This is a genomic window from Methanofollis tationis (genome assembly GCF_013377755.1).
GTDB lineage: Archaea > Halobacteriota > Methanomicrobia > Methanomicrobiales > Methanofollaceae > Methanofollis > Methanofollis tationis.
The window spans coordinates 817,995-844,320 of sequence record NZ_JABXWR010000001.1; the positions used below are offsets into that span (position 1 = coordinate 817,995).

The following is a 26,326-nucleotide window of genomic DNA, read 5'->3' on the forward strand; positions in this document are numbered from 1 at the left end:
TCGAAATACCTTCCTCTTTTAGATCTCGTCGATGGCGTAGTCCTCCCACGCCCGCACCCCGCAGAGGATCTCGAACTCCTGCGGGGTGAGGAGGGGCACCGGGAAGCGGACCTGATCGTCGTAGGCAAGGCGCGGGCAGGCAGTGTTCACGTAGGCCCCGCAGCCGAAGTTGGTCATCTCGGCGGCGGTCACCTCCCGCATCGTGATCACCACTGCCCGTTCCGAGAGGGCTAAAAGGCGCTCTGCAAGGGCGGGGCGTGCCTGCCCGCTCTTGGTGGAGAGGAGGATCCCGAACGATTCGGCCCCGCGTGCGCGCTCGATCAGGGCGAAACGTCGGCGAAGAAGACGGTCGGCAGAGACCTCCTGCACGTCGCCGGTATAGGGATCGAGGGCGATGACCCGCCTTTGAGTCGCCATCTGGACACCGATCGGGTGGAAGACGCCGGTGCCGACGTAGAGGATCTCGGGGGCGGTGAGGGCCCGGGCATTTGCATAGCTGCACCCGAGCACCTGGCCGGCGAGAGGGGTGCGCCCGCCCTCGTCTGCCACTTCGGTGGCGATCCCGTACTCCCCCAGAACGGCGGCGACCCCCTCGAGGAGGTGGGCGTGCTGGACCGTGGTGACCAGGCCGACGGTCGGTCCGGTCAGCAACGGGACGGCAGCCGCCACCACCGCCGGGTCGAAGTCGAAGGGAAGGTGCTCGAAGAGCACACCCTCCCGCTCGTCGACCGGGGCGTGGCCGATATGGACGAGGAGGTCGGCACCGGTGAGGGCGACGGCGTCGAGGGAGAGGTCGCAGGAGCCGTAACAGGGGTCTCCGGCGACCGCCGCCACCTCGATGCCTTCGGCTCTGAGCGCCCGTACAAGGGGGACAGCCTGCCGTTTCAGCCCGTCCGGGATCTGGAGGACGATCCTCCGGGCGCCGGTCTGCCTGATCCGCTCAGCAAGTTCACCTGAAGGTATCGACGACATGGACCCCTTTTTCATCGACCTCGATGCCGACCAGCGTCCTGACCGGGCGCCCGACATCAGGGTCGCCGCGCCTGATCACGACACAGATATCGACGACCTCGGCGCCTGCCCGCTCAAGGGCGGCAATGACGGCCTTCAGCGTGCCGCCGGTGGAGATCACGTCATCGATCACCACGACCCGGTCGCCCTTCTCGATCCCGTTCAGGTAGAGGCGCCCGTTCGAGTAGCCGGTCGACTGGTCCACGGCGACCTCTCCCGGGAGGGAGTACTGCCGTTTCCGCATGATATTGAGCGGGATGTCGGTGATCATCGAGAGGGCGGTGCCGATATGGATGCCCATCGCCTCGGCGGTCACGATCTTGTCGACGCCCTGGAGGTCCATTACGCAGACCATGGCGCACGCCACCTCGCGCAGGAGGGAGGGCTCAAGGAGAGGGACGCCGTCGGTGATCGGGTGGATGAAATAGTTGTATTCTCCCCGCCTGACCATCGGGCAGGACTCCAGCGATGCGATCAGTCTGTTAAGCATGTAGTTCACCTGTCTCTCTGAGATATTCTTCGATGACGCTGCGGTGGACATGGGGCATCATGACCATGCGCATATGCCCCCGTCTGGTCCAGGAGACGTGCCATCCAGGGAGGACCGCACCCCCTTCGAAGGTCGCCACGTTCAGGTCGGGCGTGACCGCACGCCGGTAGCCGAAGGTCTCCATCCCATCGATGAGCCGCGCGGTGTTCTTCATGCACCCTTCGACAACGGCGCGCATGCCTTCCCTGCCGAGAAACTCGAGCACCGCAAAGGCGCCGACGACCGCACCGCCCGAGCGCGTGCCCGCAAGGGTGCACTCCTGCTTCACGGTCAGGTAGGGCGTGTCCACGTTGAGGAGGTTGAACCACGAGGGCTCGCGCACCAGCAGGCACCCGCAGGGTATGGTGCTCATCCCCATCTTGTGCGGATCCACGGCGACGCTCGCAACACCGGGCAGGGAGAAGTCGAAGGGGATCGGCCGTTTCAGGAACGGTATGACAAAACCGCCGAAGGCGGCGTCCACGTGGAGCGGGATCCCGTGATCATGGGCGATCCCGGCGATCGTAGCGATGGGGTCGACAACGCCGTACTCGGTCGTCCCGGCGATCCCGACGATGCAGCAGGTATCGGCGTCGAGACGCTCCTGCAGGGCGTCGGGGTCCATCCTGAAGGTCTGATCGCAGGGCACGGTCCGCATCTCGATACAGAGGATGTCGCAGGCCTTCTCGAAGGAGAAGTGCGCCGACTCAGGGACGACGACGTTGGGGCGGCGCGAGCCCTTCATCTTCCTGAAGATCCTGAGGGCCTGCAGATTCGATTCGGTCCCGCCCGAGGTGGCGTAGCCGCCGGCCCCCGGGTGGTGAAGGAGGGAACCGACCCGCTCCACCAGCAGGCTCTCAACCGAAGCGGCACCCCTGAAGAGGCCGGGATCGCCGAGATTCGCCTCGATGAACATCTGGTGCGCCCGCACCGCAACGGGGTGAGGGAGTGTGCACATCGAGCTGAGCACATGATGGTAGCGGGAGTCCTCCCCTTTTTTAAGGGAGAGGAAGGAAAAAAGTTCCTCTTCAGAGATACCGGATTCACGCATTTTTAAGTCTCACAGCGTCGAGGATCATCCTCTTTTCGGTCCGCGCCGCCGTCTCCCTGATCTTCTGGATGGCGTCGATGTTTGCCGAAACACTCGTGATACCGTTTTCAATGAGCCATTCCACCATCTTCGGGTCTGAACCCGCCTGGCCGCAGATGGAGCACTCGACCCCATACTGGCGGCAGACGGCGATGGCGTCCCTGATCAGTTTGAGCACGGCCGGGTGTTTGGGCCTGTACATCGAGGAGACGAGTTCGTTGTTCCGGTCGATGGCAAGGGTGTACTGGATCAGGTCGTTTGTCCCGAAGGAGGCAAACGAGATGCCAGCCTTGCAGAAGTCTTCGATCAGGATCGCCGAAGAGGGGATCTCGACCATGATGCCGAGTTCGACGGCGTCCACGTCCACACCCCACCCGGCGATGAGCGCCTTTGCCTTCAGGAACTCGTCGGGGTGACCGACCAGCGGGAACATCAGCCCGAGGTTGTCATAGCCCCTGTCCCAGAGACGCTTGAAGACCTCGATCTGCATCCTGAACTGGTCCGGGCTCTGGAGGTCGCGGCGGATGCCGCGCCAGCCGAGCATCGGGTTGTGCTCGATTGGTTCCGACTCGCCGCCGAGCATGTTGCGGAACTCGTCGGTCGGTGCGTCGAGCGTCCTGACCCAGACCGGTTTGCCCGGGAAAGCGTCGAGGACGACCTTGATGCCGTTGTAGAGCTCGGTGATAAACTCCTCTTCTTTGTTCTGGGAGATGTACCAGCCCGGCGTCTTGTTCATGCCCAGGATCATGTGTTCGATCCGCAGGAGACCGACGCCGTCCGCACCGGTGGCGGCGGCCCTGGCCGCAGCCTCTGCAAGGGAGACGTTCACCTTGATGCTCGTCGCCGTGATGATCGGCGCTGCCGCAATGGCTGCGCCCGGTGCGGCGGCCGCCATGACAGCGGCAGGGGCCGCGGCCACCGATGCGGCACCCTCGTAGACGATGCCTTTCTCGCCGTCGAGGGTGATGATATCCCCGTCTTTCAAGGTCTTGGTCGCCTTATTCGTGCCGACGACCGCAGGGGTGCCGAGCTCGCGGGAGACGATCGCCGCGTGGCAGGTCATGCCGCCCTCGTCGGTAACGATGCCCGCAACCTTCCGCATGGCCGGGACCATGTCGGGGTTGGTCATCTTTGTCACCAGGATGTCGCCCTCCTTCACCTTCCCCAGGTCTTTGATGTCGTGAACGATGATCACCGGGCCGCTTGCGACGCCCGGCGATGCGCCGTTGCCTTCGAGAAGGACTGCACCTGTACTCTGGCTTCCCGCACCTTTCGCCTTTGTGCTCATGCCGATGGTGGTGATCGGCCTGGACTGGAGGATGTAGATCGTGCTGCCGACGATCGCCCACTCGATATCCTGCGGAACATTGTAGTGCTCCTCAGAGATCTCGGCGAAGGCGGCGAGCCCCTCGACCTCGGCGTCCGAGAGGATCGGTTCGTCCTGCCGGTCTTTCGGGATCTCCACAAGTTCGGTGCCGTGGTCGCCGACCGGGACGATCATATATTCCTTCTTCGAGATCATCCGGTCGAAGACTTTCTTCAAGCGGCGGTCGTAGACATATTTGTCCGGGGAGACGCTGCCAGAGACCACCGCCTCACCAAGCCCCCAGGAACCCTCGATGATCGTGAGGGGTTCGCCGGTCACGGGGTGCGACGAGAACATGACGCCGGACTTTTCAGAACGGATCAACTGCTGGACGACGACCGCGATATTGACGGTCCGGTCGTCAAAGCCCTGTTTTGCCCGGTAATAGATGGCGCGGGCGCCGTATAGAGAGGCCCAGCACATCTGCACCGCCTCAACGACCGCCGCATCGCCTCTGATGTTCAGATACGTCTCCTGCTGTCCGGCGAAACTGGCATCAGGAAGGTCTTCTGCCGTGGCACTGGAACGGACGGCGACGACCATGTTGTCCGGCCCCATCTTCCCGTATGCCTGGATGATCTCCTCCCTGATATCGTCGGGCATCTTCGCGTCGAGGACCAGGTTTTTGACATTCCTGGAAACGTCTTCGAGTTCCTCGCTGTTTTCGACGTCGACATCGGTGAGCAGGTCAAAGAGGGAGTCTTCAAGTCCGGTCTGGACAAGAAACTTTCTGAAGGCCTGGGCGGTCACCACAAATGCTTTCGGCACAGGCAGCCCGACAGACGCCATTTCACCGAGGGAGGCACCTTTTCCCCCGACCAGAGGGATATCATCCTTTGAAATCGCTTCGAGCCACAAAATGTTGGGCATTTCGGTCATTATCGCACCACCTATATGATACGCCTGACGAATATTATAGATTTCCCTTTTATGGTTTCTCCCCCGCCGCCGGGAGGATGCAGGTGGTAAAAGTATGGGCGAACGGACCTGTTCAGGGCAGACAATACCAAAAGTATTTTATAATTGATCCAACCATTCGCTGCCCTTTCGAACAGAGCAGACCGAACATAAAAAAACATGAATACCTGCAGGGTTCCATACACTATGGGGTTTAGATTGAAATTCAAAGTCCTTGTCAGCGATCCGCTGGCTGAAGAAGGCATAGAGATCCTCAGGGAGACGTGCGACGTCGACGTCCGCACAGATCTCACCGAAGAGCAGTTGATCGATGTCATCAAGGATTATGACGCAATCCTGGTCAGGAGCGGAACCGAGGTCACGGCGGCGGTGATCGAAGCAGGAACGAACCTGAAGTTTATCGGGCGCGCAGGGGCCGGCGTCGACAATATCGATACCGAGGCCGCAACCCGCCGCGGCATCCCGGTGGCGAACGCCCCCTCGGGAAACACGATGGCGGCGACCGAGCACACGATCGCCATGATGCTCTCGATGGCCAGGAACATCCCGCAGGCGACGGCGTCCCTGAAGAAGAAGGAGTGGAAGCGCTCGAAGTTCATGGGGGTCGAACTGAACGAGAAGACCCTCGGGATCATGGGCCTCGGGCGGATCGGCCGGGAGATTGCGAAGCGGGTGATCGCCATGGACATGAAGGTGGTGGGCTACGATCCCTTCATCACCAAGGAGAACGCCGCCCAGATGGGGGTCGAGCTGATGGATGCGGACGAGCTGGTGAAGGTCGCCGATTTCATCACGGTGCACACCCCGCTGACGCCTGAGACAAAGCACCTGATCAACGCGGCGCGGATCGCCACGATGAAGGACGGCGTCAGGCTGATCAACTGCGCTCGCGGCGGGATCATCGACGAGAAAGCGATGTACGACGGCCTGGTCTCCGGGAAGATCGCGGGCGCTGCCCTCGACGTCTTTGAGAACGAACCACCCTTCGATTCGCCGCTGCTGACGCTCGACAACGTGATCGTGACCCCGCACCTGGGGGCGAGCACGGTGGAGGCGCAGAAGAACGTCGCCGTCTCGGTCGCAAAGCAGTGCCTTGCCGTCTTCGCCGGGGAGCCTGCGAAGTACGCGGTGAACGTCCCGATGGTCCCGCCCGACCAGCAGGAACTGATGGAGCCCTACGCCGTCCTCGGCGAGAAGATGGGCAGGCTGCTCGTCCAGCTCATCGAGGGCAGGATGGAGGCAGTCGAGGTCATCTATGGCGGAGATCTCTCGAAGAACCGCTTCACCCGCTACATCACCCGTAGCATCCTGAAAGGGCTGCTCGACCCGATCCTGCGCGAGCCGGTGAACTTCGTGAACGCGGAGTATGTCACCAGGGAGCGGGGGATCAGGGTTGCAGAAACCGTCACCGAGGCGGCGCAGGGCTTTAAGAACCTGATCACCCTCAGGGTGAAGACTGACACGATGGAAGAGACCGTATCCGGCACCGTCTTCTCGAAGGACCGGATCAGGATCACCTCGATCGGCGGCTACACGATGGACATGGTTCCGGAGGGGCGCGTGATCATCTCCCGCCACCTCGACAAGCCCGGCGTGATCGGGAGGGCGTCCACGATCCTGGGCGAGGCCGAGATCAACATCGCCGGCATGCAGGTCGGCCGGGTCAAGCGCGGCGAGGAGGCAATCATGGTCCTGAACGTGGACGCCGAGGTTCCCCAGGCGGTCATGGAAGAGATCAGGACGAAGGTCGGGATCTTCTCCGCAAAGTTTGCAAAACTCTGATCCGATCGTGTGCGCGTGGGGATTGCACCCACGTACCCTTTTTATTCAGAAAACACCGCCACCAACAACATTTATATCAAACAACGTTCAACATATAGAGAGTCTGAGTATCAGACAGCAAGGGCTCGTGGTCTAGCTGGCTATGACGTCGCCTTGACATGGCGGAGGTCCTGAGTTCGAATCTCAGCGGGCCCATACTTCTTTTTCTGTTCCAAAACGGAACCAATCGGAAATATTACACCCAAAACAAGTGCCATTATAATTCATCGCGGCCATGAATCCTCGATCGATGCCGACCTCACCCCTCGAAACCATCGCCACCCCCACCCAGACCAGATAACCGCCATAATCCCCATCCACACCATCCCCGGATCCAGATATCCTATCCATACCACCCAACGATCAAATTTATAAATCGGTACACATAACCTCAAAATATGTCCAGATCTGGGACAAAAAATATCAAAAACCAGATGAAAGACTGGGAATCGGGCAGCGGACGAAAGCAGTCATCTTACAACGATTTCGATGATGAAATCGATTTCGACGACTTCATGGATAAAAGACGCAGAAAGCGGTGAGTCCGGAACATCCACGAGGAAAAAGGCACCTGCCCTTCCCGGTCCCCGAACCGGATCCATCTGATCTTTTTTTTGCGCGCCCCCGGTCGCCGGGGCCGCGTGCGCGACATCCGAACGCTGATTTCATCCGGCCGTACCCGGCACTTCCCATAGAGCGTTCGCTCTTTTTTCGACAGATGCGGTGCACGCGAGGACTCCGCACATTTAATATACATCTGTGTATAACAATATACAATAATGCAGAGTATGCAGCAAAATAAATCCGACCCTCGGCGCCGCTGGCAGGGCATCACCACATCCACCCCCGCGCACTGGCGCTGGTGACCGCCGCCCATCTCTGTCCGCACCGCCCGATGAATACCCCCCATACAAGAAGATATCATGAAGTCACAGCACATTGCCATTGCAGGAATCCTGCTCGCATCAGGCGCCATCGTGCGCTACCTCTCCCTGGTGATCCCGGGTCCGATCGTCTCGAACCTGGTGATCGCCTTCTACTGCCTTGCGATCATCCTCATTGTCCCGGCCCTGGGCGAGGCCCTCGGCATCGGCATCGTCGCCGGGATCATCTGCGCCCTGATCAGCCATTCGGTCTTCCCGCCCGCAAACCTGATCAGCGAACCGGTCGGCGCACTCGTCTGCCTCGGCGCCTTCCTCGCGCTCAGGGGACGTATCGCCATTGCACCCGGTCTCGCCACCTTCATCGCCACCGCCGCTTCGGGATCGATGTTCGTGATCATCGCCATCCTCGGCGTCGCACCGGTGATCCTGACGAAGTATGCCTCCATCGGAGCATTCGCCGCCGTCACCATCCCGATCGTCATCGGCACCGCCGTCGTGAACGCCGTCATCGCCCAGGCTCTCTATATCCCGGCCTCGCGGGCGCTCACCCGGGGGCAGGAATGATCGAGGTCAGAGGCCTCACCTTCACCTATCCGGGAGCGCCGGCCCCCGCCCTCAGGGGGATCGACCTCACCGTCAGGCCGGGCGAACTGGTGCTTGTCACCGGACCGACCGGCGCCGGCAAGACCACCCTCTGCCGGGCGGTGGCTGGCATCCTTACCCATGAGTACGGCGGCCGGATCGAGGGCTCGATCAGGATTGCCGGCAGGAATGCAGGAGACTACCAGGGCATGGAGGAGATCGCAGGGGCGATCGGCATGGTCTTCGACGACGCCGACGCCCAGCTCATCTTCTCCACCGTGGGGGAGGAGATCAGGTCGGCCTGCGCAGAGGGGACGGACATCGGAGAGATCCTGGACTGCTTCCGCCTCAGCCGACACAGCGAACAGGCGCCCCACACCCTCTCAGGCGGCGAAAAGCAACGGACCGTTCTCGCCGCGGCGGTTGCAGGGGGCCGCCCGGCCCTGATCCTCGACGAACCTGCAGCCGAACTCGACCCTGCCAGTGCCGGGCGCATCGCGGCGATCCTTGCAGACATGAAAGGCGAGGGACGGGCAATCCTCCTGGTAGAGAACACGCCCGGCGCATTCTGCGAGATCGCCGACCGTGTGATCAGGCTCGAGGCCGGACGCATCGCCGGACCGGCGCCCCAGGCGCCTGAAGAGACGAGGGCGGCCATCGTCCCGCCCACCGGCGAGCCCGTCGTCAGGATCGCCGGCCTCACCCACCGCTACGGCGCGGGCTTCGCCCTCAGGGGGATCGACCTCCTCATCAGGGCGGGCGAGTTCGTCGCCGTCACCGGCGAGAACGGTTCGGGCAAGACCACCCTGATCCGCCACCTCAACGGACTGTTGAAACCTGACGGCGGTTCGGTCGAAGTCTGCGGCATGGACACCCGGCGCCACCCGGTCCACGCCCTCGCCCGGAAGGTAGGGCTCGTCTTCCAGAACCCGGACACCATGCTCTTCGAGGAGACGGCAGAGCGAGAGGTCGCCTTCGGGGCGCGCAACGCCGGCGTACCTGACCCGGAAGGCTCGGTCAGGTCGGCCCTCATGGCCGTCGGTCTCCTCGACCGAAAAGACACCTATCCCCGCCACCTCTCGCGGGGGGAGCGGCAGCGCCTCGCCGTCGCCTGCGTGCTCGCCATGGGGCCGGAGGTGATCGTCCTCGACGAACCGACCACCGGGCTCTCGCCGGACGAGGCCGGGATCGTCATGGACCACCTGCGGCGCCTGCAGGATACGGGCGTGACCGTGATCATGGTCACCCACGACCATGCCCTCGCCCGGCGCTACGCCGACCGGATCATCACAATGGAAGGGGGAGCAATCATGACGGACGGACCGGCAGGAGGTGAGACGACATGCAGGAGATCTTCCAGTACAGAAACGGCAACAGCATCCTCCACCGGATGAACCCGATCACCAAGATCGCAGGTGTAACGGCGGTCGTCATTCTTGCCGTCCTCTCTGCAGACCCGGCCTTCCTGGCCGGCATGACCGCAGCCATCCTTGCCCTCGGCATCGCGGGCGGCTTCGGGCGGGATCTGCTCCGGCAGGTCCCCCTTCTCGCCTTCCTCGGGGGTTTCCTCATCCTGATCACCGTCCTCACCCTCCAGATCGGGGACGTGATCCTGGACGGGCCAATCGTTGTCACCGCAGGCGCCGTCTCGTTCGGCCTTGCCCTTGCTCTGCGCTTCTGCGCCATGATCTTCGCCTTCCAGGTGCTGGTGGCGACGACGATGCCGACCGCACTCGTGGGCGCCCTCAGGACGCTGAAGTTCCCGGCCGACTATGCCCTGATGGCCCTGATCGCCCTGCGGTTCATCCCGCACCTCCAGATCGAGGGAAAGAAGATCCAGGAGGCCCAGGCGGCGCGGGGCTTCTCTCCAGGCGGGGGCATCGGCGGAAAGGTGCGCGGCCTGGTCCCGGTGCTCGTCCCGCTCATCGCAAATGCGCTCGGAAAGGCCGAGGTAATCGGCCTGACCATCGATCTGCGGGGGCTGCGCACGCGGCTCTCCGCATCAGGAACCCGCACCTTCGGCCGGCCCGACCTCCTTCTCGTCGCCGGCATCTCGGGCCTTGCCATGTGCTTCTGCGCCCTCACCCTGATCGGGTGAAACGGACAGAACCGATCATATCATCTTTTTTTGAGAAAAATACAGCATAAATCGATAAAGAGAGAAGCGGCACATTTATATTTGCACCCAAATGATATCAGACCATGAACGGTGAGACGGCGCTCAGGATCATTACGATAACAGCCTTTGTCTTCATACTCGTCTTCATGATCGCCGCAGGAGGGGTCGGCGGCAGTGCGGAGACGGTGCCCTCCCCGGCCGCGGAGACGACGGCCTTGACACCGGAACCGGCAGTAAAAACAACACCTGACCCGGAACCATTGCCAGAACCGACCGTTATTCTTACCCCCACACCAGAACCGGCTTCGGCCGACCCGGTGGAGGGAACCTGGATTTTGCAGGGGTCGTCCACCGGGCATCTCCTGCTGACCGCCGGGGGGACCGGGGAGATGACGACGATCACCGACGAGGTGGTGTCTGCCAGGGCGGTCGCCTGGACGTACGACCCGGCCGTCAGGGTCGGGCACCTGCGCGCCTACCGCCTTGCTGTCCCGGCTGAAGGGGATTGTGTCCTCTACCTCGACGAAGGGGCAGGCACCCTGACCCTGAACGGTCAGGGCATCGTCCTCACCTATGCCCCTGCACCATAACACACTTTTTTCCCGCCCGAAGGGGAGATAACTTAGATGATCCCGCAGCCCGCATTCCTCCCCATGACGCCTGAAGAGGCGAAAGCCCTCGGCATCTCAGAGTTTGACGTGATTCTCATCTCGGGCGACGCCTATGTCGACCACCCTTCCTTCGGGACGGCCGTCATTGGGAGAGTGCTCTGGGAAGCGGGCTACACCGTCGGGATCATCGCCCAGCCCGACTGGACACGCCCCGAAGACTTCCTGCGCCTCGGCCGGCCGCGCCTCTTCTTCGGGATATCGTCGGGGAACGTCGACTCCATGGTCAACGCCTTCACCCCGAACAAGAAACGACGGAGCTCTGACGCCTATTCTCCGGGGGGGAAACTGAAACGACCGGAGAGGGCAGTGATCGTCTACGCCAATAAGGTCAGGTCCCTCTTTCCCGGCACCCCGATCGTGATCGGCGGTATTGAGGCAAGCCTCCGCCGGTTCGCCCACTATGATTACTGGTCAGAGAGCGTGCGGGGATCGATCCTGGCCGACGCCCCTGCTGACGTCCTGGTCTACGGTATGGGCGAGCGGCAGATGGAGGAGATTGCGGCACGGTGCGCGGCCGGGCAGAGCCTCAGGGGGATCAGAGGGACGGCGGTCGGGATCCCTCCTGCCGAATGGCGCGAGATCGATCAGAGCGGCTACGCCGTCATCCCCGGCTTTCCCGGGGTCAGGGAGAGTCCGGAGGCGTATGCGCGGGCCTTCGCCCTCCATGCAGCAGAGCAGGACCCGGTGCGGGGGAAGACTGTCGTCCAGACCCACCCCAAGACGGTGATCGTCCAGTATCCCCCGGCCCTCCCGCTCTCCCCTGCCGAACTCGACCGGGTCTACGAACTCCCGTACGCCCGCGCCGCCCACCCCTCGTACCGCGAGCCTGTTCCGGCCCTCGAACCGGTGCGCTTCTCGATCACCACCCACCGCGGCTGTTTCGGCTCCTGTTCGTTCTGCGCCCTCACCCACCACCAGGGGCGGATCATCCAGAGCCGGAGCCAGGCCTCGATCGTCGCCGAAGCCCGGCGCCTCGCACGGATGCGCGGATTTGGCGGGACCATCCAGGACGTCGGCGGCCCTACCGCGGACATGTACGGCCTCTTCTGCCCGCAGTGGGAGACGAAAGGCGCCTGCCCTGACCGCCGCTGCAGCCCGGAATGTCCGAACCTGCAGACCTCGCATGCCCGGCAGGTCAGGCTGCTCAGGGAGCTCAGGGAGATCCCCGGGGTAAAGCGAGTGTTCATCGCCTCCGGGATCCGTTTCGACCTGGCACTGGCCGACGACGCCGGTTACCTCGAGGAGGTCTGCGCCCACCACGTCTCAGGCCACCTCAAGGTCGCCCCAGAACACGTCGCCGCCGGGGTGACCAGACTGATGAACAAGCCCGGCAGGGAGATATTCGACAGGTTCAGGGAGCGGTATGCAGAAGCAAGCCGGAACGCCGGAAAAGAGCAGTACATCCTCCCGTACTTCATCTCCGGTCACCCGGGATGCACCCTTGCCGACGCCGTCGAACTCGCCGAATACATCAGGGACAACCGCCTGTACACCGAGCAGGTGCAGGACTTCACCCCGACGCCGATGACGCGCTCCACCTGCATGTACGCCACCGGCATCGACCCTGCCACCATGGAACCGGTCCATGTCCCCAAGGGGAGGGAAAAGCAGATACAGCGGGCGCTCCTCCAGTATCGCGATCCAAAAAACCGCAGCCTCGTCATCGAGGGGCTGAAAGCGGCCGGGCGCGAGGACCTGATCGGGACGACATGGCAGTGCCTGGTGCAGAGGGCAGGCGGCGTCCGGGGGGAGCTGACCGGAAGAAAGAGGTGAGGGGGACGCCAGCGGCGTTCCCGGTATGGTGCATAGACCAGGAGCAGGCCGATGAAGAGGTGGACGAAGATCATCGCATATGCCCTCGGAGGGCTTGCGGCTATCATTCTCGTACTGCTCCTCGCCGGTGCGGCGCTCTTCTATCAGGCGGCGACGCTGCAGGAGGGAAAGACCGAGATCGCCGGCACTTATCGTTACGATGTCTCCCTCACCACCGATGCCGCCCTCAGAAACGTCACCCTGATCATTCCCCTGCCGGTGCATAACGACACCTCGGCCATCGGCGAGATCCTGAGCGAGAGCGGAGGCTATGGCGTCCCCGACGACTGGAACCTCTCGATAACCGGGGTGGACGGGACGCCGATGCTGGTCGTCGCCGCCGCAGAGATCCTTCCACGGTATGCGCCCAGGCCGATCGCCGTCACCGCCGGGGAGGAGCCCGCCGGGGCGGTGACGGTCACGTATTCGTCTGCATATTCAGACACCACACCGGTCCTCCTCCCCTATTCGTTCGGGGCGGCGGTGGAGGCGGGCATCACCTATTATACGGCCGACCTGGACGCAGGGCCGATCGACACGAAGCACCCCCTCGATACCGAACCGGTGCTTGCCCCGAAGGGGAATCTCGCGCCGTCGGCGGACGGGAGGAACTACACCTATGACTGTCCCCTCTACCTCTCCCGCGACGCACCGGCCGGGGCAAACCTCACCCTCTCCATCAGGTTCTCCGGGTCGAACGAGTGGTGGCTGCTCGGGTGGTCCTCGAACGCCTACACCGACCTGATCCTGGCGGATACCCAGGGGGAAAATGGATGGCGAAGGGTCAGGGGGACGCTCTCCACCGGCGAAGGGAGGTATTTCCACGGGGACACATCCCCATCGCCACGCTTTTTCTCTCTTCAGAGCGGAAAGGATCAGAATGATATCAGGTGACAGGCCCGTCATGGTCGTCCACGGCCCCGAACCCTTCGACAGGGGAGACGTAGGCCGCCTGCTGGACGCCCTCGGACCGTGCCGGGTTCTTGTCTCAGGGGTGATGGGACGGACCGCAGCCGAAGAGTCGGGAGTCGCCTGCGAATATTGCGGCGTCCCCCCGAGCATGGTCTTTGCCCATCTCAGCGGACCCGCCTTCCTCCTCAACCGGGGTAAGACGCCCGAGTCGGGAAGGGTCTTCGGCGAGATCGTGGCCGGGAGACTGAAAGGTGGCCCGGTCCATCTCGAATGCTCCTCTGAAACGGTCTTCTGCTGGAACGGCGGCGATCAGGCGCTCGCCGGAGACCTGGCCCGGACGCTCGGCTACGGGATCGTCGAGGCCACTGCGGCGGCCCGGCCCCGCGGGGCCTTCAGGACGATACGCGGGTGCCTGCCCGGCGAACCGGTCTGCGTGAACGGGATCGTGATCGGCAGGGCGACGGCGACAGAGGTCCTCCTCCGTGATGCCGGGGGAGGGATCGAGGCGGTATCAGGGCTGGACGTCAAGCCCCACGGCCTTGAAAAACTCCACCGGACCGGCCGGATCGATCTCGCCGCCGCATGGTGCAAGAGCGGCCATATCAGGCAGAAGGCCCCGGCGCAGGTGACCGCCCCGGGAAAGAGCGGCAGGGTCGTCCTCCTCGACCACTGCGCCCACCGCTTCTATGACCTGGTGACACCGGCCACCTGCGGCGTTCTGGCGATCGGCGACGATACCACCTCCGTCGCCGGGCATATCGCCGGCCACCTCGGCATCCCGGTCCTGGGGGTCACCGACGGGGATCCTGACGGCGTGGTTGGCGGGGCGTTTCCCGCAGGATCGCTCGTCCTGGAGGCGGTCGCCGGGCGCGACGACGAGATCGGCCTTATGATCGCAGGGCTGATCCCCGACCATGAGACGGCGTGGTCTGCCTGGGTGGAAGGCGTGCTGGAGGCGATGGGGGACGGGGTCCGCCCGGCCCTCGATCTCAGGTGAAGAGTCATGATGCGGTGTGCCGAATGCAAGGGAAGACTCCTCTGCGGGCTTCCGAAGTGCCCGATCATGAACAGGTTCCACGCCCAGGTGCGCACCGCAGCCAGGGGCGCGAGCTACATGGGCAGGGCGCCCTCCGTCTTCGTGGGCAGTTATGGTTACCCCGCTGTTTCGGCCGGCCCCCTGATGACCGCCGACCCGGACGCACCACGGGTCTGGGTGGCACAGGGACTCTCGATCGAGGATATCGTCGGGATCAGGGCGCAGACGATCAGGGGCTCGGCCGGTGTCGATGCGGTCAGGGGAGAGATCCAGGAGATCGCCCTCTCGTCCACACCCCTCGACGTCGAAGCGGCCTTCGAGCGTCCGGTCAGTTTCGACCTCAGGTTCGACGGCACCATCACCCCGGTCGGGCTCTCAGGCAGCATCAAGAAACTCGACCTGATCGACAACGCCCGCGTCAGCCGGAGCGTCGACCGGATCACCTCTGACACCGACCTTCCCGCGACGGCCGCCTGCACGGCCCTCGGCACCGAGGGGGTCGACGTCTACCAGATCTCGCAGTTGATGAGCGCCGGGCTCCTCGGAAAAAAGCGGCGGATCGTCCCGACCAGGTGGGCGATCACGGCAGTGGACGACACCGTCGGCAATGGGCTGAAACAACAGATCCGTCGCTTCTCCCCCCTCGGCGAGGTGGAGTTCTTCACCGCCACGCTCTACGGGAACACGATGGCGGTGATCCTGGTGCCGGGGGACTGGCGATTCGAGATGATCGAGATATGGGGGCGCCGCTCCCTCTGGGCAGGAGAGGAGGAGAGCATCGTCGCCGATGGAGAGGGGCTCAAAAAGCAGGGCTATTCCCCGATCGCAGGGGCGTATTATGCGGCGCGTCTGGCCGTCGCCGAATACCTGGCCAGGACCGGGAGGTCGGGGCGCGCCGTGGTCGTGCGGTATGCAGGCAGCGATTACTGGGCCCCGCTCGGTTCATGGGTGATCAGGGAGGCCACCAGGACGGCAATGCAGAACGGGCCGGCGCGGTGCGAGAGTCTGGACGCCGCGATGGCCCTGACCGACGCCGCCATCGGGCAACGCGGATGGCGGCAGAAGAGCAGACTGATTCCAGAGATGATCTCGCAGAAAACGCTCTTTGATTTTTAACGGCCCATGAGTGAAAAGACAAAAAATATCAGTTTTAAGGGTGAAGAAAAATGATGCGCATTCCGGGGATCGCACTCCTCATTTTTAGCCTGATCATGCCCGCGGTGTCCGCAGCAAATACCACGGCAATGCCGACAGCGCAGAGCGTCTCCACCATCGACCTCTTCCTCCTCTTTATCGGCGGGATCCTCTACTTCAACATCTTCGCCGTCGTCCTGTACCATGTCGTCAAAAGGGAGAAAAAATTCATCGGAAGGTCGCCGATCGTACGGATCGCCGGCATGGTCGCCGGCATTGGATTGGTAGCACTGGGAAGCCTGTGCCTGATCTTCATCGTCATGGTGCTCCTCACCCAATTTATGGGTCTGACCCTCTTTGCATGGACAGAGGGCTTTTTCCTGTACCTCATCACCGATACGATCCCGCTGTACCTTCCGGCGCTGCGCCTCACGATGACCACCGGGCTCCTCCTTTTCGGAGCGGCAGGGACTGCATTTTTCCTTCTCGGATCGGTTCTCCTGGTGCACTTCGGCGGTTATGTCAGGCAGTCTGAGGTCGCAATGCCGACCGGAAGCGGATCTCTCAAGAAGAACGCCGCCGACAGACCGGACGAACCATTAAACCCGGTCCTCTCCTTCAGGGTCGAGGACAGGCGGAGCATGGAGCCATCGGCCGATGTAAAGGTGGTCCTCAAGCACAGGGACGGCGTGCGGTTCCACACAAAATACACCAATTTCAACGGCGAGGTCACCTTCACCAATGTGGAGGGCTTCGGCTCAGAATATTACGCATACGTGGACGGGGACATCAGCAGACAGACCTACCGGGTCATACGAATTTGAGCTGGCGCTCGTACCTCTCCAGCATCCCGTCCACCGTCTCCACCTCGTCCACACCCTTATCCTCCCTGACCCTGACAAACCGCGGGAACCTGAGGGCATAGCCGCTCGCATAGGTGGGGCTCTTCTGGACCTCTGCATACCCGACCTCAAAGACGACCGCTGGTTCGAGGACCACCTCCTTGCCCTTCTCGGCGATGACAAGGTCTTTGAGGAGGTCGTAGATTGCAGCCAGGCTCTCGTCTGAAAGGCCGGTCGCCACCTTGCCGACCGGGAGGAGTTCGCCCTCCTGCTGGCATGCGAGCAGGAACGAACCGAAGAGGCGGGCGCGGCGGCCCTCGCCCCACTCTGCCCCGATAACGGCCAGGTCAAGGGTGTCGACGGCCGGTTTGATCTTGATCCAGTTTTTTCCCCGCACGCCAGGCGTATAGGCGGCGTCGAGGGTCTTGAGCATCACGCCTTCATGCCCGGCGTCCAGGGCGTCGGCATAGATCTCCTCCAGGCGTGAGACGTCGTCGCTCACCCACTGCGGGGCAAGGTATGCCGATGCCGTCTCTTCTAAGATCTTCCGGCGCTCGAAGAAGGGCCGGTCGATGATGGTCTCGCCGTCGAGGTACAGGATGTCGAAGAGATGCGGAACGAGGTCGACCCTTCCGATCGCCTCCTCGACCTCGTGTTTCCGCCGGAAACGCTGGAGAACAAACTGGAACGGGCGCGGGCGCCCGTCTTTCACGGCGATCACCTCGCCGTCGACGATCACGTCGTGCGGGATCGCCCGGTCCAGGGCCTCGATAACGTCGGGGACCGCCGCGGTGACGTCCTCAAGTTTTCTGGAGTACATCCTGCACTCCTTCCCGACCTTGTGGAACTGGAAGCGGGTGCCGTCGTACTTGTACTCGACGGCCACGGCCCCGTGATCGGCCACCATCTCGCCGATCGTCCCCTGCTGGGCGAGCATCATCTTTACCGGGCGGAAGGGCTCGATCCGCACCGCGCGCAGCGCCTCTTCACCCTGCCGGGCAAGGAGGGCGACCTCGCCGAGGTCGTTTAAGGCCTGGTGGGCGTGGGCGACCAGGGATACGTCCACGGCAAAGGCGCGGGCGACGGCGTCCCTGACATTCCCTTCCCCGACGCCGATGCGCAGCTCTTCAAGGAGGAGGCGGGAGAGGTAGCGCCCCTCGAGCGCCCCCGCGTTTCCGAGCAGCCCCTCGATGATCCTGAGTTTCTCCCGCTGCGAACGGGTTCCGTCGGTCGTAGCGATCCGCGTGCAGTCGGCATAGACGCCGGTGAGCGTCAGGGGTTCTGTGAAGAATGAGGTCTGAGATTTCGTCGCCAGCAGACGCTCGACGGCGAGACCGACGTCCCCGGTCTCGTTGACGGCGGCGACCACCGCCGCCTTCTTCCTGCCGGCGACATACCCGACCGCCTCGTACAGGAGGTTCGGCCCGATCCCGAGTTTCAACGGGCTCCAGTCAGGGAAGACCCGCCCCATCACGAACCTGACGAAGACCGGGAGCTCGTCGTTTGAGAGTGAGGACAGGACTCCAGCGATGACATCGATCATCTCAAGCCTCCCGCTGATCCCCTCGATCTCCTCGCAGATCCTGGAGAACTCTGCAAAGTCCATGCTCAGATCCTCACCGTTGCCGAGACCCGATCCTGGGTGCCGACGACGAGATCGATGCCGTCGAGGAAGAGGCAGAGGCCGTCTTCTGCAGAGTGAAGCGCCTTATCCCGGGTGTTGTTCACCTCGGAGAGGTGGGCGAGCACGACGGCCGTGAGGTTCCCGCCGATGTCCCTCAGGCAGGTGGCGGCGGCGGCGTTGGAGAGGTGGCCGTGCTTCGAGCGGATCCGTTTTTTGAGAAATTCCGGATAGGGCCCCTCCTCCAGCATCTGCGGACAGTGGTTGCTCTCAAGGACGACGGCGTCGCAACGGGCGAGCACCCGCTCGATCCCCGGGGTGACGATGCCGGTATCCAGGCAGCACCCGAGGCTGACGTCTCCTTCCGCGAGCCGGTAGCCGCAGGGCTCGGCGGCGTCGTGGGCCGTCAGGAAGGGGGTGACCGAGAAGCCGCCGAGGTCCAGCGCCTCGCCAGGAAAGGCGCGGATCAGGTCCACCGGCTTTGAGGACGTACGGGCCGAGGAAAACGCCCCCAGTGTCCCTGCGGTCCCGACGACCGGGACGCCGAGACGGCGGGCCAGGACGTCGACGCCCCTGATGTGGTCGATGTGCTCGTGGGTGACCATGATCCCCCTGATGCGGCCTTCGTCGCCCCCGGCGTCAGAGAGGCGTTTTTTAATCTCCTTTGCCGTGAGCCCGGCGTCGACGAGGAGCGCTCCCTCATCCCCTTCGACATAGATGCAGTTTCCCTTGCTCCCGCTCGCAAGGCTGGTGATCTTCATTGCAGAGAGGTTTGGGATTACCCGGTATTCATGGTTCGTGTCGCATTGGCGGTATCGATAGAAATTAGTCCTGCAGGCCCGGAAGAGATCACTGATGGGCAGAGAGGGCTGGATGGGGGCAATAGGGCAGATCATTGCAGAGGCGGGAGAGGCCATCGATCGACGGCGCCTCCGCGAGGGCACAAACGCCTACTGTGTCCACTCCCCTGACGGCGCATCCCTCCAGTTCGCCATGCCGCTCCTCGTCCGGCGCCCCCTGCCGGACGGGATCGATGCGCGAGGCGCGGACGGCGCGGTCTGGGCGATCATCGAGGCGGTGAAGGGGGCCGCCTGCACCGATACGCGCCTGCGCCCTCTCGGCGCCCTCGACACGGAGCGGCCAGCGCGCTATGCAGGCGGGATCGAGCCGGTCACCCTGGTCCACTCCGACGCCGCGATCGGATCAGAGCTCTGGAAGCCGGACGAGGAGAACATGTTTTTGCCCGACGGACTGCACTGCACCGCCCGCGGGGCCGTCCCCTATCCGGGGCCGCCCGAGGGGAGAGCGATCAGAGAGATCTCCGAGACGGTGGCGGCCCTTGCTGAGGGGATCGGGGAGGTGATGCGCCGCCTTCCCGTAGGCGACCTCGCCGCCGCCGCAACACTCTCCCTCGACCAGAAACTCCTCAGAGCGCACCTGCCCTCGATGGGACTCGTCTGCTTTATCGGCGACGGCACGCTCCCGGCACGATCGTACACCCGCTTCCGCCAGCACCACCGCGTGGCCGGCCCAAAGGAGGGGGTGCATATCCCCTTCCTCTGCCCTGAAGGGATCGGACCGATCGAGATCGAGCTCCCGGCAAGCGGCAGGAGGATCACGGGCCTCGGGATACGGCGGCGCGAGGTGCTCGCCATCGCGGGCTCGAACGCGCAGGGGAAGACCACCCTCCTCAACGCCATCCGCGCCGGCGAGGACGACCACGCCGCAGGAGACGGTCGCGAACTGGTCGTCACGGTCAGGGGCGCACGCACGGCCGAGGCGGGCGGGCAGCACCTCAGCAGCGCCGATGTGAGCCTCTTTTTTGGAAGCCTGCCGCCGGGCATGAGCGGGACACCGAAAGCAGCATTCGGTCAGGGGAGTGGCTCGATGACAATGGCCGTGCAGGTGGGGGCGGCCGCGCGGGAGGGGGCGCCGCTCCTGCTCATCGATGAGGACCGGGCGGCGGCAAACCTGCTGGTCAGGAGCACCCTGCAGGAGGAGGACGTAACACCCCTGGCGGAGATTCTGGCCAAGCGGCGGGATGCCATCGGCGAGACCGCCTGCATCGTTGCCACCTCGTCGCTGGACTCCCTGATCGCCCGAGCCGACCGGATCATGGTGCTGCGAGGGCACGGCGCCGGGGCGATCGCTCCTGCGGCCTTCAGGGCGGCATATCTGGAATATCTCGAACAATGCACTCAGATGGCCGAGAAAGAGCAGGGGCGGTGAGAGAGGAGAGAGAGGAGAACCCGGTCACGGCCTTCACGCCCCGGTATCCTCGACGACATGGGCGGCACTCGCCTTGAAGGAGATCCGCACCCGGCTCCCCTCCGAGAGCCCCATCTCCTCGGCTGACTTCCAGGTGATCAGCACGGAGATGGGGATGCCACAATCGACGACAAGGCGCATCAGCGGGCCGAAGGCCGTCATTCTGGCGACCTTCCCCCCAAGGGCGTTGCGCGCTGAGGTGTGAGGGTATTCTGCAAGGTGGAGGGTGATCTCCTCGGGCTTGATGCAGACAGAGACGCGGGTCCCGGGGGAAAGGGGCGTGACGGCGCTGATGGTCGTACCGAAGTCGGTTTCGATCTCGGCGACGCCCTCCGACATCCTGGCGATCCTGCCGGAGACGATGTTCTCGATCCCGACGAAGCGGGCGACGTGCTTGTTCTTCGGCAGGGCGAAGACCTCGCGCGGGGTGCCGACCTGCGAGAAGACACCGTCCATCAGGACGCCGATCCGGTGGGCGAGGCGCTGACCCTGGAGCATATCGTGCGTGGAGATCACCACGGTCTGCCCGAACTCCCGGTTGATCCGCAGCACCAGGTCCTCGATCGTCGCCGTGGCAACGGGGTCGAGATTCGCCGTCGGTTCGTCCATCAGAAGTACGGCCGGATCGGTCACCAGCGCCCGCGCAAGGGCGACCCGCTGCATCTCCCCGCCTGAAAGCGTCTTCGCCCGCCGCTTTTCGTAGCCGGAGAGCCCGATCACCTCGAGCGCATCGACGATCTTCGTCTGGATCTCGCGCTCTGGCACATGGCGCATCCGCAGACCGACAGCGATGTTGTCGTAGACGCTCTCGTTGAAGGCGGCAGGTTTCTGGAAGACCATTGCCATCATCCGCCTGATCTCGAGGGTACGCCGCCGTTCGGCATGGATATCGGTGCCGTCGACGACGATGCGCCCGCCGTCCGGGACTTCGAGCAGGTTGATCATCCGCAGGAGGGTGGACTTGCCCGAGCCCGAGGGGCCGATGATCGCGAAGATCTCGCCGTCCTGGATCGCGGCATTCACATCTTTCAGGACGGTTTTCTCCCCGAAACTCTTGGATACATGTTCGATTTCGATCATGGTTCACCGCTGCTGGAAGAGGGTCACGCCGGTGTTCACGACGAGGGCGATCGCGAGGAGGACGATCCCGAGCGCAATGGAGGTGCCGATCTCCCATTGCGAGGTGTTCAGGGAGATCGCCGTCGTCAGCACGCGCGTGCGGTGGGCGATGTTCCCGCCGATGAGGATGGCAGCGCCGACCTCCGAGATCGCCCGCCCGAACCCGACAACGACCGCCGCAAAGATCGCAAACCGCGCCTCCCTAACGATCGAGGTAAGGAACTGGAGGCGGGTGGCGCCAAGGGAGATGATCGTATCCCTGATCGTCTCGTCCACCCCTGAAAGAGCCGATATCGTCAGCCCGACCATGATAGGGAGAATCAGGATCGTCTGGGCCAGGATCATCGCCTGCGGCGTGAAGAGGAGGCCGGCAAACCCGAGCGGGCCGTGACGGGTGATGAGCAGGAAGACGAGCAGCCCGACAAGAACCGTCGGGAGGGAGTAGAGCGTCTGGATCAGGTTGATGAGCACCTTTTTCCCGGGGAACTCGGTAAACTTTATCGCCGTCCCGAAAGGGAGGGCGAGGGTGGTGGCGACAACCGTCGCCGTCAGAGATACAATAAGAGACAGAACCGTGATCTCCATGACGTCCGGGTCCAGCGAGACTATCAGGTGGAACGCCTCCATCAGACCATCGATGATATAGCCCATCTCTCACCACCCCCAAAGGATCGATAAAAGAAAAGGATTGGATAATGGAAAAAACCAGCGGCCTTCAGACTACCGGGCCTTCCACCTCAGACCGGTTCACGCCCATCGTATCCCAGTTGCCTGCAGCCGGAAAGAAGAGGGGTTCGCCGTAGGTTTCAACCCCGAACTCCTCGATCGTCTTCTGGGTCGATGGCGTGATCAGATAGTTGATCCAGTCCTTTGCAAGGCTCGAGTTCACGCCCGGGTGCTTCTCGGGGTTGATCCGCATCACCGAGTAGACGTTGAGGAGGATCTCGCCCTCTGAAACCACCGGCACAAGGGCGATCTTGTCCTTGTAGGCGAGGTAGGTGCCGATGTCGGAGAGGGTGTAAGCGGCTTTCTCGTCTGCCATCACCAGGGTCGCACCCATCCCGGTGCCGGCCTCGATGTACCAATCGCCCGATTTCGTGATATCGGTCGTGTAGTTGAACCCTGCTCCGTTCCAGATCGCCTTCTCCTTTGCGTGGGTGCCCGAGTTGTCGCCGCGCGAGACGAACTTCACCTGCGCCGGGTCGGCAAGCCCCTTCTCGCGGATCGTGGTGAAAGCCTCTTCAGGGTTCATATTCTTTACCCCGGCAGGATCAGCCTCAGGACCGACGATCACGAAGTAGTTGTAGGCGATGACGCGGCGGTCGATGCCGTGGCCGTTCTCGATGAAAGCGTCTTCACGCGCCCGGTCGTGGACCATCATCACGTCGACGTCGCCGTTCTCACCGTATCCAAGCGCCGTGCCCGTGCCGGCGGAGATGATATCGACCTTCGCGTTATACTCCTTCTCGAAAGGCGCCTTCAGGGCATCGAGAAGACCGGTATCGTACAGACTCGTCGTCGTGGCGAGGAGCAGCGTCCGCGTCTCGGATGGATTCAGGTTTGCCTCCCGGTCCGACGTACCGGTGCATCCTGCAGCGATCGCTGCAGCGACCATAATGACCGCAAGCACCATCAAAATGCCTTTCTTCATAGCCGATAGTGTCATCATGCCAGATATTAAATATTTTTCCAGATTTGCGATAAAAGTTAAATTAATACAATTAACCATGCCTTCCCGGCCCCCCGGGGTGTGAAGGAAGGTTTAATAATTTCAGGGCAATATCAAGTGCATCTGATCACCCCCGGAGAAAACCATGGAAAAAATGGGAAAAAACGCTGAAAAAATCATGTACGCCCTTGTAGGCGGTACAATGCGCCAGTACACAGGTAAAGAGCTCAGTGCCATGACCGGCCTTCCTCCAAACGAGGTGAACACGGCGGTCAGGGAACTGGAACGAATGGGAGCGGTGGATCTCCACATACGCGCCTCTTCAGAACCCTATCTCTTCAGCTCAGTCGCTCTCACGGCAAAGGGCAGAGTGATCTTCCAGGAGACAAAGATGCCCGGGTGCGACACCTGAAAATCTCTCAATCTCTTATGTTCAAGAAAACTCCATATACATACTCTTTTCCGATATCCAGATTTTTGAACTCGGATTCAGCCGGGAGCGAGGCCCTGAAACTGACCGGGGCATCGTAGACCGTATCTGAGAGGCTCCGGTACGGCAGACCTGAAGACCGCACCTCGTCGGCCGATCCCGGCACGAAGCCCGGGGCCTCCTCGACCGTGTTATAGGCGAAGATGGTGGCGATCACAGGAACACCGTTCCGGGCGATCGCTGCACCCTTCGGGTCAATAGCAAGCGTGAGATAGACACCGGTGCCGTCGCTCATTTCGGATGCCGTCAGAGTGATCGCCATAGGGGAGAGGCGGGGATCGGAGACGATCACCGGACTTTCCACGGGCTCCGGGGTGGGCGACGGCGGGATGGTGGCCTCAGGAGTCGCGATCTCCCCGCCGTCAGGTGAGGATGCGCAGCCCGCAATAAGGACAGTCAGGACGATCAGAATCGCCAGAGATGCCGTGGTGCATGAGTACATGCACGGGAATGCACATGCCCGCCATATAACCGTTCCTCAACCCTCGGTGCACCAACCGAACTGTAATATAAGAGCGGGGGAGAGTATAGTGTGTTGTTTGCCATGGCCGAAAATGAGTACAGGACGGCAACGGTCGGGGATCGGGATGTGCCCTACGACCCTGAACAGCTGCGCAAGATCCAGGAGCACCCCTGCTATTCGGAGACAGCCTGCCACACCTTCGGGCGCTGCCACCTGCCGGTGGCCCCGCACTGCAACATCCAGTGCAACTACTGCGTGCGGGACTTCGACTGTGTGAACGAGAGCCGACCGGGCGTCACCTCAAAGGTCCTCTCCCCGCAGGAAACGATAGAACTGGTCAGAAAGGTGATCCAGGACTACCCCTACGTGAAGGTGATAGGGATCGCCGGGCCCGGCGAACCCCTCGCAAACCCGGAAACTTTCGAGACCCTGAGGCTGGTCCACGAGGAGTTCCCCCACCTGATCATGTGCATCTCAACGAACGGCCTCCTGCTCCCTGAGAAGATCGACGAACTCCAGAAATACGGCGTCGGCAACGTGACCGTCACGCTCAATGCCGTCGATCCGGCCGTCGGCGAGAAGATCTACTCGTTCGTGAACTACCATGGCAAGCATTACACCGGCCGGGAAGCTGCCGAGATCCTCCTGAAAAATCAGCTCGAGGGGATCAGGATGGCCGTCGAGAGAAAGATGTTCGTGAAAGTGAACTGCGTCTATATTCCCGGGGTCAACGATGACCATATCGTCGATATCGCAAAGAAAGTAGGTGAAATGGGCGCGTTCTCCTTCAACCTCATCCTGCTGATCCCGCAGTACAAGTTCGCCGAGGTCGTCCCGCCGACTGCTGCGGAGAAAAAGGCGATGCAGGATCGGTGCGCCCCCTATATCAAGCAGATGCGCCACTGCGCCCGCTGCCGTTCGGACGCGATCGGCAAACTGGGGCAGGACGTCCAGGCCAACGTCTACTCTGGCTGCAGCAGGAAATAAAACAATCCTCTTTTTTAATGGAAAAAGCACTCAGGCTCGGCCCGGGCAATCCGTTCAACCTTGACGCCACCCTCGGGTGCGGGCAGGCGTTCAGGTGGGAGAAGATGGACGGGACCTGGTACGGCGTCGCCGGCGATCATGCAATCGCGATCAGGCAGGAGGGAGAGAGGCTCATCTTTTCAGGCGCGGACGAACCGTTCATCCGCCGCTACTTCGCCCTCGACCTCGACCTCGAGGCGATCCTCTCTTCGGTCGACCGCGACGCCCGCATCCACGCGGCGATCGGGCGCTGCCTCGGGCTGCGCATCCTGCGGCAGGAGCCCTTCGAGACTCTGGTCTCGTATATCTGCGCCACAAACACCAATATCCCGACGATAAAAAAGCGCATCTCCCTGATTGCCGGACGTTACGGCAGGCGCCTCCAGGGAGGTGTTAGCGCCTTTCCCGACGCTGCAGCCCTCGCCCCCTGCAGCGAGGACGAACTGCGGGGGTGCGTGCTCGGCTACCGGGCGCCGTACGCCTGCGCCACGGCGGCGCTCTGCGCAGAGGATCCGGCATGGGCACAGAGGGTCGCCGCCCTTCCCTACGGGGAGGCGAAGGCTGAACTCCTCAGGTTCCCCGGCGTCGGTCCGAAGGCCGCCGACTGCATTCTCCTCTTCGCCTTCGAGAAATACGAGGCCTTTCCGGTGGACGTGCACATCAGGCGGATGATGCGCCGCCACTACCTGCCTGACCTCCCGGAAGACAAAACCATGGCCTGCCGCGAGTACGACCTGATCGCCGGGTTTGCGCGGGAGCACTTCGGGGCATATGCCGGGTGGGCGCAGGAGTACCTCTTCTGCGTGCGGGAAGAGGAGAGATCCTGAGAAAGAGATCAACACCTCTGGTAACGGTTCTGATGCACAGCGGCACGCCGACAGGGTCCGGGCCCCCTTGAGTTTCAGGATCGGCATTTTTTTCCGCTCTGGCGAACGGCCCCCGC

Annotated in this window: 24 protein-coding genes and 1 tRNA gene; 15 read left to right on the forward strand and 10 right to left on the reverse strand. The window is 62.8% G+C overall.

Translation table 11 applies throughout. The features are described 5' to 3' along the window. Window positions 1–18 precede the first annotated feature (18 nt). From dph2 to ppsA, 4 genes are read right to left on the reverse strand one after another with little or no spacing between them, the layout of a single operon-like run. Complete coding sequence (gene dph2, locus HWN36_RS04215; RefSeq protein ID WP_176788213.1) at window positions 19–972, reverse strand: diphthamide biosynthesis enzyme Dph2; 954 nt, start codon at window positions 970–972, stop codon at window positions 19–21. Beyond that, a complete protein-coding gene (gene hpt, locus HWN36_RS04220; protein ID WP_176788214.1) occupies window positions 950–1,501 on the reverse strand; it encodes a hypoxanthine/guanine phosphoribosyltransferase in 552 nt (183 codons plus the stop codon). The genes dph2 and hpt overlap by 23 nt, the downstream gene beginning before the upstream one ends. Further along, on the reverse strand, window positions 1,494–2,591 hold the full coding sequence (mfnA, locus tag HWN36_RS04225) for a tyrosine decarboxylase MfnA (RefSeq protein ID WP_176788215.1): 1,098 nt from the start codon (window positions 2,589–2,591) through the stop codon (window positions 1,494–1,496). The genes hpt and mfnA overlap by 8 nt, the downstream gene beginning before the upstream one ends. Beyond that, window positions 2,584–4,875, reverse strand: coding sequence for a phosphoenolpyruvate synthase (gene ppsA, locus HWN36_RS04230; protein ID WP_176788216.1), 2,292 nt, complete (start codon window positions 4,873–4,875; stop codon window positions 2,584–2,586). The genes mfnA and ppsA overlap by 8 nt, the downstream gene beginning before the upstream one ends. Window positions 4,876–5,100: 225 nt before the next feature. Between ppsA and serA the strand changes: the two genes are divergently transcribed. The 11 genes from serA (at window position 5,101) to HWN36_RS04280 (ending at window position 16,709) form a co-directional block, all read left to right on the forward strand. Further along, window positions 5,101–6,696: a phosphoglycerate dehydrogenase gene (serA, locus tag HWN36_RS04235; protein WP_176788217.1), complete on the forward strand. Its 1,596-nt coding sequence runs from the start codon at window positions 5,101–5,103 to the stop codon at window positions 6,694–6,696. 121 nt (window positions 6,697–6,817) lie between these two features. Then, window positions 6,818–6,891, forward strand: a tRNA-Val gene (locus HWN36_RS04240). Between the two features lie 767 nt (window positions 6,892–7,658). Next, complete coding sequence (locus tag HWN36_RS11955) at window positions 7,659–8,183, forward strand: hypothetical protein (RefSeq protein ID WP_004037845.1); 525 nt, start codon at window positions 7,659–7,661, stop codon at window positions 8,181–8,183. Then, window positions 8,180–9,595, forward strand: a complete 1,416-nt coding sequence (locus HWN36_RS04245) for an ABC transporter ATP-binding protein (RefSeq protein ID WP_246269845.1) — start codon at window positions 8,180–8,182, stop codon at window positions 9,593–9,595. The genes HWN36_RS11955 and HWN36_RS04245 overlap by 4 nt, the downstream gene beginning before the upstream one ends. Continuing rightward, on the forward strand, window positions 9,544–10,299 hold the full coding sequence (locus HWN36_RS04250) for an energy-coupling factor transporter transmembrane component T family protein (protein WP_176788218.1): 756 nt from the start codon (window positions 9,544–9,546) through the stop codon (window positions 10,297–10,299). The genes HWN36_RS04245 and HWN36_RS04250 overlap by 52 nt, the downstream gene beginning before the upstream one ends. A 104-nt stretch (window positions 10,300–10,403) precedes the next feature. After that, the gene (locus HWN36_RS04255) at window positions 10,404–10,910 is read left to right on the forward strand and encodes a hypothetical protein (protein ID WP_176788219.1); all 507 of its coding nucleotides are present in this window, start codon (window positions 10,404–10,406) and stop codon (window positions 10,908–10,910) included. A gap of 36 nt (window positions 10,911–10,946) precedes the next feature. Continuing rightward, window positions 10,947–12,764 (forward strand): YgiQ family radical SAM protein, encoded by a 1,818-nt coding sequence (locus HWN36_RS04260; RefSeq protein WP_176788220.1) that lies wholly within the window; start codon window positions 10,947–10,949, stop codon window positions 12,762–12,764. A 51-nt stretch (window positions 12,765–12,815) separates the two neighbouring features. Beyond that, window positions 12,816–13,697, forward strand: a complete 882-nt coding sequence (locus tag HWN36_RS04265) for a hypothetical protein (RefSeq protein WP_176788221.1) — start codon at window positions 12,816–12,818, stop codon at window positions 13,695–13,697. Next, window positions 13,684–14,712, forward strand: coding sequence for a DUF2117 domain-containing protein (locus HWN36_RS04270; RefSeq protein WP_176788222.1), 1,029 nt, complete (start codon window positions 13,684–13,686; stop codon window positions 14,710–14,712). Before HWN36_RS04265 ends, HWN36_RS04270 begins: the two co-directional genes overlap by 14 nt. A 6-nt stretch (window positions 14,713–14,718) precedes the next feature. After that, window positions 14,719–15,867 carry a hypothetical protein gene (locus tag HWN36_RS04275; RefSeq protein ID WP_176788223.1) on the forward strand — a complete coding sequence of 383 codons (1,149 nt, stop codon included), beginning with the start codon at window positions 14,719–14,721 and terminating at the stop codon, window positions 15,865–15,867. A gap of 50 nt (window positions 15,868–15,917) precedes the next feature. Next, window positions 15,918–16,709 (forward strand): hypothetical protein, encoded by a 792-nt coding sequence (locus tag HWN36_RS04280; RefSeq protein ID WP_176788224.1) that lies wholly within the window; start codon window positions 15,918–15,920, stop codon window positions 16,707–16,709. Here the strand turns inward: HWN36_RS04280 and HWN36_RS04285 are convergent. Together HWN36_RS04285 and HWN36_RS04290 are read right to left on the reverse strand one after the other, a co-directional pair. Next, window positions 16,696–18,333, reverse strand: coding sequence for an ATP-dependent DNA ligase (locus HWN36_RS04285; protein WP_176788225.1), 1,638 nt, complete (start codon window positions 18,331–18,333; stop codon window positions 16,696–16,698). The two genes, HWN36_RS04280 and HWN36_RS04285, sit on opposite strands and share 14 nt — an antisense overlap. Window positions 18,334–18,335: 2 nt before the next feature. Continuing rightward, window positions 18,336–19,109 carry an MBL fold metallo-hydrolase gene (locus tag HWN36_RS04290; RefSeq protein WP_176788226.1) on the reverse strand — a complete coding sequence of 258 codons (774 nt, stop codon included), beginning with the start codon at window positions 19,107–19,109 and terminating at the stop codon, window positions 18,336–18,338. Window positions 19,110–19,203: 94 nt separating this feature from the next. On the opposite strand from HWN36_RS04290, the gene HWN36_RS04295 reads away from it, so the two are divergent. Next, on the forward strand, window positions 19,204–20,577 hold the full coding sequence (locus HWN36_RS04295; RefSeq protein WP_176788227.1) for a P-loop domain-containing protein: 1,374 nt from the start codon (window positions 19,204–19,206) through the stop codon (window positions 20,575–20,577). Window positions 20,578–20,610: 33 nt separating this feature from the next. On the opposite strand, the gene HWN36_RS04300 is transcribed toward HWN36_RS04295, so the two are convergent. The 3 genes from HWN36_RS04300 to HWN36_RS04310 form a co-directional block, all read right to left on the reverse strand. Continuing rightward, window positions 20,611–21,696: an ABC transporter ATP-binding protein gene (locus HWN36_RS04300; protein ID WP_176788228.1), complete on the reverse strand. Its 1,086-nt coding sequence runs from the start codon at window positions 21,694–21,696 to the stop codon at window positions 20,611–20,613. 3 nt (window positions 21,697–21,699) lie between these two features. After that, the gene (locus tag HWN36_RS04305) at window positions 21,700–22,386 is read right to left on the reverse strand and encodes an ABC transporter permease (RefSeq protein WP_176788229.1); all 687 of its coding nucleotides are present in this window, start codon (window positions 22,384–22,386) and stop codon (window positions 21,700–21,702) included. Window positions 22,387–22,450: 64 nt separating this feature from the next. Beyond that, window positions 22,451–23,386, reverse strand: a complete 936-nt coding sequence (locus tag HWN36_RS04310) for a substrate-binding domain-containing protein (protein WP_176788230.1) — start codon at window positions 23,384–23,386, stop codon at window positions 22,451–22,453. 163 nt (window positions 23,387–23,549) lie between these two features. Between HWN36_RS04310 and HWN36_RS04315 the strand changes: the two genes are divergently transcribed. After that, window positions 23,550–23,816, forward strand: a complete 267-nt coding sequence (locus HWN36_RS04315) for a winged helix-turn-helix domain-containing protein (protein ID WP_176788231.1) — start codon at window positions 23,550–23,552, stop codon at window positions 23,814–23,816. Between the two features lie 7 nt (window positions 23,817–23,823). On the opposite strand, the gene HWN36_RS04320 is transcribed toward HWN36_RS04315, so the two are convergent. Beyond that, on the reverse strand, window positions 23,824–24,336 hold the full coding sequence (locus HWN36_RS04320; protein ID WP_176788232.1) for a hypothetical protein: 513 nt from the start codon (window positions 24,334–24,336) through the stop codon (window positions 23,824–23,826). Window positions 24,337–24,438: 102 nt separating this feature from the next. Between HWN36_RS04320 and nifB the strand changes: the two genes are divergently transcribed. Continuing rightward, on the forward strand, window positions 24,439–25,344 hold the full coding sequence (nifB, locus tag HWN36_RS04325; protein WP_176789573.1) for a nitrogenase cofactor biosynthesis protein NifB: 906 nt from the start codon (window positions 24,439–24,441) through the stop codon (window positions 25,342–25,344). A gap of 17 nt (window positions 25,345–25,361) precedes the next feature. Then, a complete protein-coding gene (locus HWN36_RS04330) occupies window positions 25,362–26,210 on the forward strand; it encodes a DNA-3-methyladenine glycosylase family protein (RefSeq protein WP_176788233.1) in 849 nt (282 codons plus the stop codon). Window positions 26,211–26,326 lie beyond the last annotated feature (116 nt).